Annotated in this window: 13 protein-coding genes and 1 rRNA gene; 2 read left to right on the top strand and 12 right to left on the bottom strand. The window is 72.8% G+C overall.

Going from position 1 to position 13477, the window contains the following annotated elements:
• Window positions 1–40: 40 nt before the first annotated feature.
• From ABT118_RS15190 to ABT118_RS15205, 4 genes are read right to left on the bottom strand one after another with little or no spacing between them, the layout of a single operon-like run.
• Window positions 41–790, bottom strand: a complete 750-nt coding sequence (locus ABT118_RS15190; RefSeq protein ID WP_350668526.1) for a DUF3159 domain-containing protein — start codon at window positions 788–790, stop codon at window positions 41–43.
• A 2-nt stretch (window positions 791–792) separates the two neighbouring features.
• A complete protein-coding gene (locus ABT118_RS15195) occupies window positions 793–1197 on the bottom strand; it encodes an OB-fold nucleic acid binding domain-containing protein (protein WP_350668527.1) in 405 nt (134 codons plus the stop codon).
• Window positions 1198–1252: 55 nt separating this feature from the next.
• Entirely contained in the window at window positions 1253–1933 is a 681-nt protein-coding gene (locus tag ABT118_RS15200; protein WP_350668529.1) for a response regulator, read from the bottom strand.
• Window positions 1930–4491, bottom strand: a complete 2562-nt coding sequence (locus ABT118_RS15205) for a DUF4118 domain-containing protein (RefSeq protein ID WP_350668530.1) — start codon at window positions 4489–4491, stop codon at window positions 1930–1932. Before ABT118_RS15205 ends, ABT118_RS15200 begins: the two co-directional genes overlap by 4 nt.
• A gap of 218 nt (window positions 4492–4709) precedes the next feature.
• Here ABT118_RS15205 and ABT118_RS15210 point away from each other — a divergent pair, with 218 nt between their 5' ends.
• Window positions 4710–5912, top strand: a complete 1203-nt coding sequence (locus ABT118_RS15210; RefSeq protein WP_350668531.1) for an ROK family transcriptional regulator — start codon at window positions 4710–4712, stop codon at window positions 5910–5912.
• Window positions 5913–6027: 115 nt separating this feature from the next.
• Entirely contained in the window at window positions 6028–7350 is a 1323-nt protein-coding gene (locus ABT118_RS15215; protein ID WP_350668532.1) for an LLM class flavin-dependent oxidoreductase, read from the top strand.
• Between the two features lie 67 nt (window positions 7351–7417).
• On the opposite strand, the gene ABT118_RS15220 is transcribed toward ABT118_RS15215, so the two are convergent.
• The 8 genes from ABT118_RS15220 to rrf form a co-directional block, all read right to left on the bottom strand.
• Window positions 7418–8302, bottom strand: coding sequence for a TauD/TfdA dioxygenase family protein (locus ABT118_RS15220; protein WP_350668533.1), 885 nt, complete (start codon window positions 8300–8302; stop codon window positions 7418–7420).
• 59 nt (window positions 8303–8361) lie between these two features.
• Window positions 8362–9210: an ABC transporter permease gene (locus ABT118_RS15225; RefSeq protein WP_350668536.1), complete on the bottom strand. Its 849-nt coding sequence runs from the start codon at window positions 9208–9210 to the stop codon at window positions 8362–8364.
• Window positions 9207–10019 (bottom strand): ABC transporter ATP-binding protein, encoded by an 813-nt coding sequence (locus ABT118_RS15230; protein WP_350668538.1) that lies wholly within the window; start codon window positions 10017–10019, stop codon window positions 9207–9209. Before ABT118_RS15230 ends, ABT118_RS15225 begins: the two co-directional genes overlap by 4 nt.
• 4 nt (window positions 10020–10023) lie before the next feature.
• Entirely contained in the window at window positions 10024–11040 is a 1017-nt protein-coding gene (locus tag ABT118_RS15235) for an ABC transporter substrate-binding protein (protein WP_350668540.1), read from the bottom strand.
• Window positions 11041–11281: 241 nt separating this feature from the next.
• Window positions 11282–11575, bottom strand: coding sequence for a putative leader peptide (locus tag ABT118_RS15240; protein ID WP_350668544.1), 294 nt, complete (start codon window positions 11573–11575; stop codon window positions 11282–11284).
• 56 nt (window positions 11576–11631) lie between these two features.
• Entirely contained in the window at window positions 11632–12507 is an 876-nt protein-coding gene (locus ABT118_RS15245) for a hypothetical protein (protein WP_350668548.1), read from the bottom strand.
• A 16-nt stretch (window positions 12508–12523) separates the two neighbouring features.
• A complete protein-coding gene (locus ABT118_RS15250; protein ID WP_350668553.1) occupies window positions 12524–13276 on the bottom strand; it encodes a SigE family RNA polymerase sigma factor in 753 nt (250 codons plus the stop codon).
• Between the two features lie 110 nt (window positions 13277–13386).
• Window positions 13387–13477, bottom strand: a 5S ribosomal RNA gene (gene rrf / locus ABT118_RS15255); the annotation flags it as partial.

Below are 13477 nucleotides of genomic sequence, written 5' to 3' on the forward strand. Positions count from 1 at the left end.
CGGACGAAGGGCCCCACCGCTGCGGTGGGGCCTTTCGGCGTTACCTCGGTTCCTCGGCCTGCTCGTCCTCCTCGACCTCCGCCTTGATCGGCGGCGGGGCCTTGAGCAGGATCTGCCAGGTCACGTACATCGCCAGCAGCAGCGGCGGGATGCCCAGCGCGACCTTGAGCCAGCCGAGCAGGTTGACGTTCCCGGTGAAGTACAGCGGGAAGAGGATCACCGGCTTGATGCCCATGATCACCACCCAGGCCCAGGTGGCCTTGGTGTACGCGGCCAGCCGGCCCGGGTTCTGCTTCCGCCAGGTGAACATCTCGCCGGTGATCGGGCCGAGCATCACGCCGATCAGCGGCCAGCGGACCAGCGCGGAGACGGCCAGGCCGATGCAGTAGCCGACGTTCCAGAGCAGGCCGGGCAGGTAGAAGTTCTCCGCCTTGCCGGTCTTCATCGAGATCCAGGCGCCGAGCGCCACCCCGAACACGCCGCTGAAGGCGTGCTGGACGGTCTCCCGGCGGAACAGCCGGACCACCACGAAGAGCAGGCTCAGCCCGAGCGCGGCCCAGGCGGCCGGGGCCACCTCGTGGGTGATGTTGAAGGTGATGATGAAGACCAGGCCGGGCAGGGTCATGTCGATCATGCCCCGGACACCGCCGAAGGCCTGCAGCACCGTGTCGGCGGCCTCCTTGGAGGCGGCCTCCCGGTCGGCCTGCTCCTGCTCCGCCGTCACGGCGGGCGGAACGGGCTTGGCCAGGTCGAGCTGGACGGCGGGGTCGCCGCCGGGCAGGTTGGTCACACTCACTCGCTCCCGTGTCCGGCCGGACGCAGTTCGTAGCGGGGGTTGAACAGCACGCGGCGCCCGCGTGCGTGACTGATCCGGCCGGTGGCGATGAGCCGACGGCCCGGCTCTATGCCGATGATCGAACGGCGGCCGAGCCAGACCACGTCCAGCGCGTCACTGCCGTCGAAGAGCTCGGCCTCCAGGGCGGGGACCCCGGCCCGGGGGCGGAGGGTAACGGTGCGCAGGGTCCCGGCCACGGAGACGACCTCACGGTCCCCGCAGCTGGCGATCGGAGTGCAGCCCGACTCCGCCGTGTCCTGCCGCAGCTCCTCCGCGTCCAGCTCCTCGGACGAGGAGGTGAGGCGGCTGATCATGCGGCGGAAACGGCCCTGCGGCTGCTCGCTGCTGTTGTCACCACTCATGTCGGAAGGGTACCGGTTTCAGCTGTTCGAACGGCAGGGCCCGTGGATCTCCGGGTCAGGGTTCGAACCGGTAGCCCATGCCGGGTTCGGTGATGAAATGCCTCGGGTGGCTCGGGTCCGCCTCCAGCTTGCGGCGCAGCTGGGCCAGGTAGACCCGCAGGTAGTTGGTCTCGGTGCGGTAGGCCGGGCCCCAGACCTCCTGGAGCAGCTGGGTCTGGCTGACCAGCCGGCCCGCGTTGCGGACCAGCACCTCCAGCAGGTGCCACTCGGTCGGGGTGAGGCGGATGTCGGTGCCGTCCCGGTTGACCTTCTTGGCCGCCAGGTCCACCGTGAAGCCCTCGGTGACCACGGTCGACTCGTCCTCGCCGGCCACCGGTTCGGCCCGCCGGATCGCGGCCCGCATCCGGGCCAGCAGCTCGTCCATGCCGAACGGCTTGGTGACGTAGTCGTCGGCACCGGCGTCCAGCGCCTCGACCTTCTCGTCCGAGCTGTGCCGGGCCGAGAGCACGATGATCGGCACCCTGGTCCAGCCGCGCAGGCCGCGGATCACCTCGACCCCGTCCAGGTCGGGCAGGCCGAGGTCGAGCAGCACCACGTCGGGGTGCCGGGCGGCGGCCAGCTCCAGGGCGGACGCGCCGTCATGGGCGGCGTCCACCTCGTACTTCCGGGCCTTGAGGTTGATCACCAGGGCGCGGACGATCTGCGGTTCGTCGTCCACGACGAGGACCCGGGTCATACCGGCTCCGCCTTTCGGTCAGCAGGGGGTTCGGGAACGGCGGCGGGCAGGACGACCACCATGGTCAGCCCGCCGCCCGGGGTGTCCTCGGCGGCCAGGGTGCCGCCCATCGCCTCGACGAAGCCGCGGGCCACGGCCAGGCCGAGCCCGACGCCCGCGCCGCGCGGGGCGTCGCCGTGGCGCTGGAACGGCGCGAAGATCCGCTCCTTGGCGTGCTCCGGCACGCCGGGGCCGCGGTCCACTATCCGCAGCTCGACCTGCCGGTCGGCGCCGGGGCGGTCGATCGCGGCGGCCCGCACCAGCACGTCGGAGCTGTACTTGACGGCGTTCTCCACCAGGTTGGCGAGCGCCCGCTCCAGCAGCCCGCCGTCGGCCCGGACCATGGCGAGCGTCTCGGGCACGTCCAGGCGGACCGAGCCCGGCGGCACCCCGCCGAGCGCGTACGGAACCACCTCGTCCAGGTCGGTGTCGCGGATCAGCGGCGCCACCGTGCCGGTCTGCAGGCGGCTCATGTCGAGCAGGTTGTTGATCAGGTGGTCGAGCCGGTCGGCACCGGTCTCGATGCCCGCCAGCAGTTCGGCCTCGTCCTCGGGGCTCCACTCGACGTCGTCGGCGCGCAGCGAGCTGACGGCGGCCTTGATGCCGGCCAGCGGGGTGCGCAGGTCGTGCGAGACGGCGGCCAGCAGGGCGGTCCTGATCCGGTTGCCCTCGGCCTCCCGGCGGGCGGCGGCGGCCTCGCCGGCCAGCCGGCGGCGCTCCAGCAGGGCGGCGCCCTGGGCGGCGTACGCGCCGAGCAGGCGGCGGTCCGCGGCGGGCAGCACCCGGCCGCGCAGCACCAGGGCCAGGTGCTCGCCGACCGGCACGTCCACGTCGCCGTCCTCGGGCCGGGCGGGCGGGTGCGGGCCGCGGGCCGCGGCCGCCTGCCAGGGCGCGTGGTCGTCGGCCCGCTCCAGCAGGGCGGCGGAGTCCTGCTGGAAGGTCTCCCTGACCTGGTCCAGCAGGGCGGCCAGCAGTCCGTCGCCGCCCGCGCCCGGGGCGCCGCGCAGCACGGTGCCGGCCAGCGCGCTCAGCGACTGGGCCTCGGCCTGGCCCCGGGCCGCCTGCTGGGTGCGTCTGGCGGCCAGGTCGACCACCGAGGCGACCGCGATGCCGACCGCCGTGAAGATCGCCACGGCCAGGATGTTCTGCGGCTCGGAGATGGTGAAGGTGTGCAGCGGCGGCGCGAAGTAGTAGTTCAGCGCCGAGGAGCTGACCAGCGCGGAGGCCATCGCCGGGAACAGGCCGCCGACCAGCGCCGCGCAGACGGTCAGGCAGAGGAAGAGCAGCATGTCGGTGGAGAGCCCGAGGCCGTGCACCTGGGTGAGCAGCAGGGTCAGCAGCGGCGGGCCGCCGACGCCGATCAGCCAGCCGAGCACCGTCCTGGTCCGGCCCAGGTCGGTGACCTTGCGCAGCGGCACCCGGCCCCGGCCCTTGGCGACCTGCTCGTGCGTGACGGTGTGGACGTCGATGTCGCCGCTGCCCCGGGTGACCGTGGCGCCGACGCCGGGGCCGTACAGGTACTGCCAGGCCCGGCGGCGGCTGCTGCCGAGCACGATCTGGGTGGCGTTGACCCCGCGCGCGAAGTCCAGCAGCGCGGCGGCCGGCTCGTCGCCGAGCACGGTGTGGAAGCTGCCGCCGAGGCTCTCGGTCAGGGCCCGCTGCTCGATCAGGGTCTGCGGGGAGCCGCTCTCGCCGGTCAGGCCGTCGGAGCGGGCGATGTGCACGGCGAGCAGCTCGCCGCCGGAGGCCCGGTCGGCGATCCGGGCCGCGCGCCGGACCAGGGTGGCGCCCTCGGGGCCGCCGGTCAGGCCGACCACGATCCGCTCCCGGGCCTGCCAGGTGCCCTCGATGCCGTGCTCGGCCCGGTAGCGCTGGAGGTACTCGTCCACCCGGTCGGCGGTCCACAGCAGCGCCAGCTCGCGCAGCGCGGTGAGGTTGCCGGCCCGGAACCAGTTGGCCAGCGAGGCGTCGATCCGCTCCGGCGGGTAGACGTTGCCGTGGGCGAGGCGGCGGCGCAGCGCCTGCGGCGACATGTCGACCAGTTCGATCTGGTCGGCCCGCCGGACCACCTCGTCCGGCACCGTCTCGCGCTGCCGGACCCCGGTGATGCCCTCGACCACGTCCCCGAGCGACTCCAGGTGCTGGATGTTGACGGTCGACACCACGTCGATCCCGGCCGCCAGCAGCTCCTCGACGTCCTGCCAGCGCTTGGCGTTGCGGCTGCCCGGCACATTGGTGTGGGCCAGCTCGTCCACCAGGGCGACGGCGGGGCGACGGCGCAGCACCGCATCCAGGTCCAGCTCGCCGAAGAGCGCCCCACGGTGGGTCAGCTCCCGGCGCGGGACCAGCTCCAGACCCTCGATCAGCTCGGCGGTGCGGTCCCGCCCGTGGTCCTCGACGAAACCGATCACCACGTCGGTGCCGCGCCCGGTACGGCGGTGCGCCTCGGCCAGCATCGCGTACGTCTTGCCGACGCCGGGTGCCGCCCCGAGGTAGATCCGCAGCCTGCCGCGTGCCATGCGCACCATTCTTGGTCAGCCCGGCGGGCCACGCCCCCGGACACCTGTTCGCCACCTTGAGCCTACGGCCGATCGCGGGCGATTCCGCTGATCAGGTGACTCCCCGGCCAGTCCTAACGGAGTCTTGACGCCCCCCGCACCGCCCCCGCACCGGCCGCCCGGCGCCCCTTCATGCCGCCGCCACGCCCGTGCAACACCCCGCTGGGAGCATCGACCGCATGCTCTCTCTGGTCGCTCCCCCCGCACCGGCCCGGGCACCGCAGCCCGCCGAGGGCGGCGGTGCCGGGGCGGTGCTGCGCGCCGTACTGGCCGACGGGCCGCTGGCCCGGGGCGCCGTCGGACGGGCCACCGGCCTCAGCCCGGCCGCGGTCTCCCGGCACACCGCCGACCTGATCGGCCTCGGCCTGGTCCGCGAACTGCCCGCCCCCGACGGCCCGCCCCGGGCCGGCCGGCCGCAGCTGCCGCTCGACGTGGACCGCCGCCACCACCTCGCCTGCGGCGTGCACATCGGCGTCCCCTTCCTCACCTTCGCCCTGCTCGACCTGCGCGGCCGGGTGGTCGCCCACGAGCGCCTCCCCCGCCGGGGCGACGCCGCCGCCGTGCTGGCCGCCGTCCGCGGCCACCTGCCCGGCTTCGTGGCCCGCCGCGCCGCCGGGCGCTCGCTGCTGGGCCTCGGGGTGGTCACCGGCGGCTGGGTCGACTCCGAACGCGGCACCGTGGTCGAGCACGGCCCGCTCGGCTGGCGCGACGTCCCCGTCCGGGCCGAACTCGCCCGCGCCACCCGGCTGCCCGTGCACGTCGACAGCCACGCCCGGGCGCTGGCCCAGGCCGAGCTGCTGTTCGGCGCGGGCAACGGCGCGACCGAACTCGTCCAGCTCTTCGTCGGCAACGTGGTCGACTCCGCCTTCGCCACCGGCGGCACCGTCCTGCGCGGCCGCCGCTCCCGGGCCGGCGACGTCGGCCACCTGCCCGTCCCCGGCTCCACCGAGCCCTGCGTCTGCGGCCGCACCGGCTGCCTCCAGGCCACCGTCTCCGAACGCACCGTGGCCCGCCGCGCGCACGCCCAAGGACTCATCGCCGCACCGGACTTCGAGCTGCTGCTGGCACTCGTCCGGGCCGGCGACCGGCGCGCCGTGGCACTGATCGAGGAGCGGCTGCGGCTGGCCGCCCCCGCCGCCGCACTGCTTCTCAACGTGCTCAACCCCGAGGTCCTGGTGGTCAGCGAGGCCGGGCTGACGGTCCGTCCGGAGCTGGCGGGCTACCTGGACGAACAGGTCGCCCGGCACGGCCGGGTCGAGCCGGGACAGCTGGTGACGGCCGCCTCGTTCGGCACCGACGTGCTGGCGGTGGCGGCCTGCGCGGGCGTGCTGGACAGCGCGTACCAACGGCCGATGGAGCTGCGCACCGCGCGCAGTTCATGACCTCCCGTGGCGTCCGGATTAATTCCGTCGGCGGGCGAATAACTGTCCGACTCCCGTGTCCGGAAGGAGAATTGGGGACCATCCCCTGTCTCCTCCGGACCCGGAGTACTCCGCCATGCCCACTGCCGACCGGCACCTGCACTTCAACCTCTTCCTGATGGGCGTCGGCCACCACGAGGCGGCCTGGCGCCACCCGCGCACCGACCCGCACCGGGCCGCCGACATCACCCACTTCCAGCAGCTGGCGCAGGCCGCCGAGGCGGCCTCGTTCGACTCGGTCTTCCTCGCCGACGGCGTGGAGGCCCGCTCGGACGGCGGCTGGGGGCTGATCAGCCACTTCGAGCCGTTCACCCTGCTCACCGCGCTGGCCGTGGTGACCGAGCGGATCGGGCTGATCGGCACCGTCTCCACCGGCTTCACCGAGCCCTACAACCTGGCCCGGCAGTTCGCCTCGCTGGACCACATCAGCCACGGCCGGGCGGGCTGGAACATCGTCACCTCGGCCGGTGAGCGCGCCGCGCAGAACTTCAGCCGGACGGCCAACCAGGAGCACGCCGTCCGCTACCGGCGGGCCGCCGAGTTCCTCGACGTGGTCACCGCGCTCTGGGACAGCTGGGAGGACGGCGCACTCACCCTGGACCGGGCCACCGGCGCCTTCGCCGACGGCGACCGGGTGCACGAGATCGACCACGTCGGCGAGCACTTCCAGGTCCGCGGCCCGCTGAACATCCCCCGCCCGCCGCAGGGCCACCCGCTGCTGGTGCAGGCCGGCTCCTCCGACAACGGCCGTGCGTTCGCCGCCCGTTGGGCCGAGGCGGTGTTCACCGCGCAGCAGACGCTGGCCGAGGGGCAGTCCTTCTACGCCGACCTCAAGCGGCAGGCGGCCGGCTTCGGCCGGGCCCCCGAACAGCTCGTGGTGCTGCCCGGCGTCGTCCCGGTGCTCGGCTCCACCGAACAGGAGGCCCGCCGCCTCGACCGCGAGCTGGACGACCTGATCAACCCGGCCCGCGCGGTCGGCGTGCTCTCCACCGTGCTCGGCGTCGACCTCACCGACCACCCGCTGGACGAACCGCTCCCGCCGCTGCCGCCGGTGACCGAGATCAACGGCGCCAAGAGCCGGTTCGAGCTGATCCGCGACCTGGCCGAACGCGACCGGCTGACCCTGCGCCAACTGGTCGGCCGGCTCGGCGGCGGACGCGGCCACCAGGTCGTCGTCGGCACCCCCGAACAGCTCGCCGACCACATCGAGACCTGGTTCACCCAGGGCGCCGCCGACGGCTTCAACATCATGCCGCCGATCCTGCCCGACGGACTGACCGACTTCATCGAGCAGGTGCTGCCGATCCTGCGCAAGCGCGGCCTGTTCCGCGAGGGCTACACCGGCCGCACCCTGCGCGAGCACTACGGGCTGCCCCGCCCGGCCGGCCGCTTCTCCTGAACCCGCGAACCGCCGAAGGGGCGCCCACCGGTCGGTGGGCGCCCCTTCGGCGTCGGGTCAGGAGGTGTCAGGAGGTGTAGTGCGCGGCCTCGTCCCCCTCGATCAGGTAACTCGCCTCCCCGCTCACCCCGACCGGCACGTCCCCCGCCACCGTCACCCGGTGCAGCCGGCGCGGCAGGTCGTCGTAGTCGTCCGGCGCGTAGTGCTGGGTCGAGCGGTTGTCGAACAGCACCAGGTCGCCGACCGACCAGCGCCAGCGGACCACGTTCTCCGGCCGGGTCACGTACGACTGCAGGGTGCGCAGCAGGTCGTGCGACTCGGCGGACGGCAGCCCGAGGATGCTCTGCGCGAACCCGCCGACGAACAGCCCCCGTTCACCGCTCTCCGGGTGCACCCGGACCACCGGATGAGCGGTCCGGTACGTGATCGCGGTGAAGACCCGGCGGCGCTCGGCGTCCGCCGCGTCCAACTCCTTGCCCTGGGCGTAGTCGTAGTCGTTGGTGTGCACCGCCCAGAGCCGGTCCGCGAGTTCGCGCAGCGCCTCGGGCAGGTCCTGGTACGCGGTCTGGGTGTTGGCGATCAGCGTGTTGCCGCCGTACGGGGGCACCACCAGGGCACGCAGCGTACTGGCCTTCGGCGGGGTCCGGACGAAGGTGACGTCGGTGTGCCACCGGTTGGCCCGGCCGCCGTCCTCGCTGTCCACCGGCAGCACGCTCGGCTGTCCGTCCAGCGACGGCACGGTGGGGTGCGCGGCGGTCAGGGCGCCGAAGTTGGCGGCGAACCGGAGCTGCCCCGCGTCGTCCAGGTGCTGCGCCCGGAAGAACAGCGCCTTGTGCGCCACCAGCGCCTCGTTCAACCGGCCGAAGGTGTCCGGGTCCAGCGGCTGCGAGGTGTCGACTCCGGTGACCTCGGCGCCGATCCGGCCGCCGACCTTGTGGATCTCCAGGCTCATGACTCGTGTCCTCTCATGACGGATGTTCAGGAGGTGCTCGGTACGGGAACGGGGAGCGCTCAACCGTTGAGCGGCGCGCGCCAGGCGGTGAACCGGCGCTCCAGCCAGACCAGCAGCTGGTTGAAGACCACCCCGATCACGGAGATCGTGACGATCCCCGCGTACATCTGCGGGATCGCGAAGTTGTACTGCGAGGCGTTGATCAGATAGCCCAGCCCGGCCTTGGCGCCGACCATCTCGGCCGCCACCAGCACCAGGATCGAGACCGCCCCCGCCAGCCGGATGCCGGTGAACACCACCGGCACCGAGGCGGGCAGGATCACCTTCTGGAACAGCCGCACCGGCGACAGGTCCAGCGACCTGGCCAGCCGCAGCAGGGTCGGGTCCACGCTGCGCACGGCACTGATGGTGTTCAGCAGGATCGGCCACAGGCAGGCGTACAGCACGATCGAGATCTTCGAGGTCTCGCCGATCCCGAGGATCAGCACGAACACCGGCAGCAGCGCCAACGCGGCGGTGTTGCGGAAGAGTTCGAGCAGCGGACTGAGCAGGTTGGCCACCGGCCGGTACCAGCCGATCAGCAGGCCGAGCGGCACCCCGATCACCACCGCCAGACCGAAGCCGCTGAACGAACGGGCCAGACTGGCCCAGGTGTTGACCGCCAGCTGCCCGCTGTCCAGCAGGCCCAGCCAGGCCTCCAGCACCTCGCTCACCGGCGGCAGGAAGGTCCGGTCCACCAGGTCGAGGCGCGGCGCCAGCTCCCAGACCACCAGCAGCACGGCGATCGCCACCGACTTGGTGACCGCCGTCAGCAACGCCCCGGGGAACCAGGAGGGGCGGTGCGCGGGCGGCAGCGTCCTCGGCGCCGGCCGGCTGAGCGACGGCGCCGGCCGCAGGTCGGTGCTCATACCGCCACCACCTCCCGCTCCAACTGCTGCGCCCGGCTGACCTCGTCGTGCAGCAGGTTCCAGATCTCGTGCCGGTACCGGGCGAACTCCGGGGCGGAGCGCAGGTCCTGGGCCTTGGTCCGGTCACCCAGCTCGATCGGCACCACCTCCTTCACCCGGCCCGGCCGGGAGGTCAGCACCGCCACCCGCTGCCCCAGGTAGACCGCCTCCTCGATGCCGTGCGTGATGAACACGACGGTCTTGCCGGTGCGTTCCCAGATCCGCAGCAGCTCGTCCTGCAGCAACTCCCTGGTCTGCGCGTCCAGCGCGGCGAACGGCTCGTCCATCAACAGCACCCCCGGGTCGTAGGCCAGGCTGCGGGCGATCGCCACCCGCTGCTTCATCCCGCCGGACAGCTCGTGCGGATGCCGGTCCTCGAAGCCGGTCAGGCCGACCAGGTCGAGGTACTCCCGTGCCAGCGCCGCCCGTTGACGGCGCGGCACCCCCGTCGCCTCCAGCCCGAACTCGACGTTGCCCTGCGCCGTCCGCCAGGGCAGCAGCGCGTACTGCTGGAACACCACGCTGCGGTCGAGCCCGGGCCCGGTGACCGGGCGGCCGTCCAGCAGGATCCGGCCCCCGGTCGGCCGGGTCAGGCCGCCGGCCAGGTCCAGCAGGGTCGACTTGCCGCAGCCGCTCGGGCCGACGATCACCACGAACTCGCCGGCGGCGACGTCCAGGTCCACCCGGTCCAGCGCGGTGAACTCGGTGCCGCCCCGCCGCCCGGCCGGAAAGGTCTTGGTCACCTGGTCGAAACTGATCCGACTGGTCATGTGCTCAACCCCCGTATGTGTTGAACTCGTTGGTGTAGAGGTCACCCGGCCTGACCTGGCCGGCCCTGATGTCCCCGTGCGAGACCAGCCAGTCGATCCAGAGCTTGAACTCCTCGTCGTTGATCCGGCCCGCGGTCTCCGCGACACCGGTGGAGCGCCAGTACTTCAGCGTGCTGGTGTCCTCGTTCCGGCCGCGCCGCTGGATGATCGCGGTGCTCCGGGCGATCACCTCCTCCCGCGGGGTGGTCCTGGACCACTCGATCGCCCTGGCCACCCCGGTGACGAAGATCCGGGAGGTGTTCGGGTTCTGCTTCAGGAAGCGGTTGGTCAGCACGAAGGTGCCGGCGCTGAACCTGCCGAGCAGGTCGAAGTCGCTGAACAGCGGCCGGATCCCGCCTGCCGCCAGCGCCTTGTCCCGCAGGACACCGCCCAGCACCGCCACCTCGATCTGCTTCTGCCGCAGCGTCTGCTCACCGTTCACCGGCGGGATCACGATCGGCTCGACCTTGCCGATCTCGGCCGGCGACAGCCCATTGCGCTGCAGGTAGATGTCGAGCATCGCCTCGCTGTGCGCGCCCAGGGTGTTCATCCCGATCTTCTTGCCCTGCAGGTCCCGGGCCGACCGGACCGGGCTGTCGGCCAGCACGTAGTAACCGCTGAAGGTGGCCTCGTCCACGCCGTAGTAGCTGATCACCGCCTTCACCGGGGCACCGGCCGCGATCAGCTTCACCACCGCGCCGTTGAAGGCCCCGCCGAAGTCGGTCTGACCGGTCGCCGCCGACTGGATGTCCTGCGGTCCGCTGATCGTGTTGCCGACCCACTCCAGCTTCACCTCGCCGAAGTAGCCGAGGTCCTCCGCCAGTTCGGGCAGCGTGACCTGCCCGGCCCAGCCCTGGTACCGGATCTTCTTCGTCTCGCCCCCGCCACTGCCCCCGGTGGCGGTCGCGCGGCCGCAGGCGGCCGACGCCGCGCCGACGGCGGCCAGCGCCAGGAAGGTGCGTCTGGAGGTGATCGGGGCCATGGCTGATCCTTTGCGGGCAGGGGGCACCGGACCGACGGCGCGGTCTCGGGCTACGGGGTCGTGGAACGGGCCGCCCCACGAGCGGGCGGGCCCGGATGCGCGGCCGACGGATCAGCGGGGCTGACGCCGGGGCGGGTGCGGCTGGGGCAGCTTGGGTGCCTGAGGCGACTGAGGCGGCGTCACGGAGTGGCGAGGCGAAGGACGGCCGGACAGCCGGGCAGGAGCGGGTGGTGCGTCGTCGTCAGCGACAGACGGCACAGATCGCGCTCGCGTGCCGTCGGAGATCGACGTGCAGGCGGCCCACAAGGCTCACGGCTCGGCTCACGTCCCTCAGCGTTCCAGCGCCGCGGAGCCCGGTCAATGAATGTTCCCCCGCCGGAAGAAACCCGGGGCGGCCGACCCTGGGCCGGCGGACAGCACCGTGGGTGCTGTGGAGTCCCCTGTTCCCCACAGCACCCACGCGGCCGGGACGGGGCGATCGCTGCCTCGGCCCCGGCTCGTACTGGACACGCTGCGGGAAGGGAACAGGTTGCATCGAAAACAGGAAAACTTTCGCCGGGTCCTGCCCGGCCGGTACCACCGGTCCGACGATCAGCCCGGACTGGTCGGTCCTCGCGGCACCTGGCCCGTCCCGACCAGGCTGAACTGCTCCGACGCGGACAGGAACTCCTGGTCCAGCACCGCGGCCTCAGCCGGCCCGTCGGACCAGTACTGCACCATCAGCACCGCCAGCTGACGCCCGCTCACCCGGGTGGTGAACTCCTCCACCCGACCCGGCCACCGGAGCGACCCGAGCGCCAGGGCCCGATCGGCCCGCCCACCCGGCACCCACTGCCACGTCGAGCACTCGGCCGCACCGAGCAGGCGGGTCGAAGCCTCCGCCGCCTGCTCCTCCGCGTCGAACTCCAACAGGTACTGAACCGCCGTCACGTTCGCCCGGGCCGGATCCTCGTGCAGCAGCTCCCAGCGCCGGGACGCCCCCAAGGAGTTCACCACCCCCGGCGCACACCCCTGGACGATCGGCAGGGCGAACACCGAGGCCGCCACCGCCTGCGTCCCCCAGGGGCCGTACCTCCCCGGGCTGACCGGCAACTGGTCCCGGTCCAGCAGCAGTCGATCACCCGTGGCCCCCACCGGCATCACCTGGTCCACCGGACCACCGACCTGCTCCGGCCCCGGCAGCAACAGGGTCGGCGAGAGGGTCCGCACCGACGCCGGCCCCACCATCGCGGTCGACTCGGCCCCCGCACCGCCGTCCGTCACGGCACACACGCTCCAAGCACCCGCCGAGGCGACCACCCCGGCCATGAACACCAGCTCGAACCGGCGCCAACGCCGACGCCGCACCGCCCGGCACACCAGCACCTCGGGGTCGGGTACCCGCAGCCCGTTCAACTCTCCGCGCAGCCCCTCGAACAGCCCGTCCAGCCGGGCCGTCGTGATGGCTGGACGATCGGGATCGTCCATGGTGATCGGCGTCCTCTCAGCCACGAGCGCTCAGCGTCCTCTTCAAGCTACGCCCCAGGACGGGCTGTTGGCCCGGTACCGCAGCAGCGGATCCTGCCTCGACCGCACCGTCCGGCCCCGGCCCGGCCGCCGGCCGGTCGGACTCCGGGCGACCGGGTCCGTCCCCCGACCGGGGCACGGACTTCCTGCGCGCCGCCTGCTCCGGGACCCGCCCCGCCACCGGCCCCGACGGCACGTTCGGCTGACGGAGCGAAAGCCGGACGCCGCTCCCGCCGTCCTCCTCGCCCAGCAGCTCCGCCAAGGCCTGCCGGCCCCGGTGCAGCCGGGCCTTGACCGTCCCGACCGGGACGCCCTCCTCGGCCGCGATCTCCGCCACTGCCCGGCCCCCCATGTGATGCAGCACCAGTGCCGACCGCTGCGCCTCCGGCAACTGCCGCAACGCCTCCACCAACGCCACCGACTCCGGCCCGGGCCCCGGCAGCGGACTGCTCTCACCGTGCCGCACCCAGCTCCGCAACGCGGTCCGCGCCCGCCGCCACCGGCTGATCGCGATCCGCTGTCCGGTCAACCGCACCCAGGCCACCGGGTTGTCGTACTCGCTGAGCCGCCCCCAGTGACTCCAGGCCCGGACGAACGCCTCCTGCGCGGCGTCCTGGGCGTCGCCCAGATCGCCCGTCAGCGCATAGAGGTGAGCGACCAGCTGACCGTACGCACCTTCGTAGAACGCCCGGAAGTCGCTCTCCGCCTCGTGCCCTCGGTCACCGCCCATGACGGGCCAGTGTGCCGTGGACGGAACGTCAGGGCAACCGGACAAAGTGGTCGGCCCGGAAATGCAGAAAGCCCCGCCGGTTACCCGGCGGGGCTTTCTGACCAAAGATTGTTCGGCGGCGTCCTACTCTCCCACAGGGTCCCCCCTGCAGTACCATCGGCGCTATGAGGCTTAGCTTCCGGGTTCGGAATGTAACCGGGC

The sequence above is a fragment of the Kitasatospora sp. NPDC002040 genome, assembly GCF_040296785.1.
Classification (GTDB): Bacteria; Actinomycetota; Actinomycetes; order Streptomycetales; family Streptomycetaceae; genus Kitasatospora.

Coding starts and splice junctions, on each gene's coding strand:
- ABT118_RS15235 (WP_350668540.1), bottom strand. CDS start 11,040: ATGGCCCCGATCACCTCCAGACGCACCTTCCTGGCGCTGGCCGCCGTC.
- ABT118_RS15240 (WP_350668544.1), bottom strand. CDS start 11,575: ATGCAACCTGTTCCCTTCCCGCAGCGTGTCCAGTACGAGCCGGGGCCG.
- ABT118_RS15220 (WP_350668533.1), bottom strand. CDS start 8,302: ATGAGCCTGGAGATCCACAAGGTCGGCGGCCGGATCGGCGCCGAGGTC.
- ABT118_RS15210 (WP_350668531.1), top strand. CDS start 4,710: ATGCTCTCTCTGGTCGCTCCCCCCGCACCGGCCCGGGCACCGCAGCCC.
- ABT118_RS15230 (WP_350668538.1), bottom strand. CDS start 10,019: ATGACCAGTCGGATCAGTTTCGACCAGGTGACCAAGACCTTTCCGGCC.
- ABT118_RS15250 (WP_350668553.1), bottom strand. CDS start 13,276: ATGGGCGGTGACCGAGGGCACGAGGCGGAGAGCGACTTCCGGGCGTTC.
- ABT118_RS15205 (WP_350668530.1), bottom strand. CDS start 4,491: ATGGCACGCGGCAGGCTGCGGATCTACCTCGGGGCGGCACCCGGCGTC.
- ABT118_RS15195 (WP_350668527.1), bottom strand. CDS start 1,197: ATGAGTGGTGACAACAGCAGCGAGCAGCCGCAGGGCCGTTTCCGCCGC.
- ABT118_RS15200 (WP_350668529.1), bottom strand. CDS start 1,933: ATGACCCGGGTCCTCGTCGTGGACGACGAACCGCAGATCGTCCGCGCC.
- ABT118_RS15215 (WP_350668532.1), top strand. CDS start 6,028: ATGCCCACTGCCGACCGGCACCTGCACTTCAACCTCTTCCTGATGGGC.
- ABT118_RS15225 (WP_350668536.1), bottom strand. CDS start 9,210: ATGAGCACCGACCTGCGGCCGGCGCCGTCGCTCAGCCGGCCGGCGCCG.
- ABT118_RS15245 (WP_350668548.1), bottom strand. CDS start 12,507: ATGGACGATCCCGATCGTCCAGCCATCACGACGGCCCGGCTGGACGGG.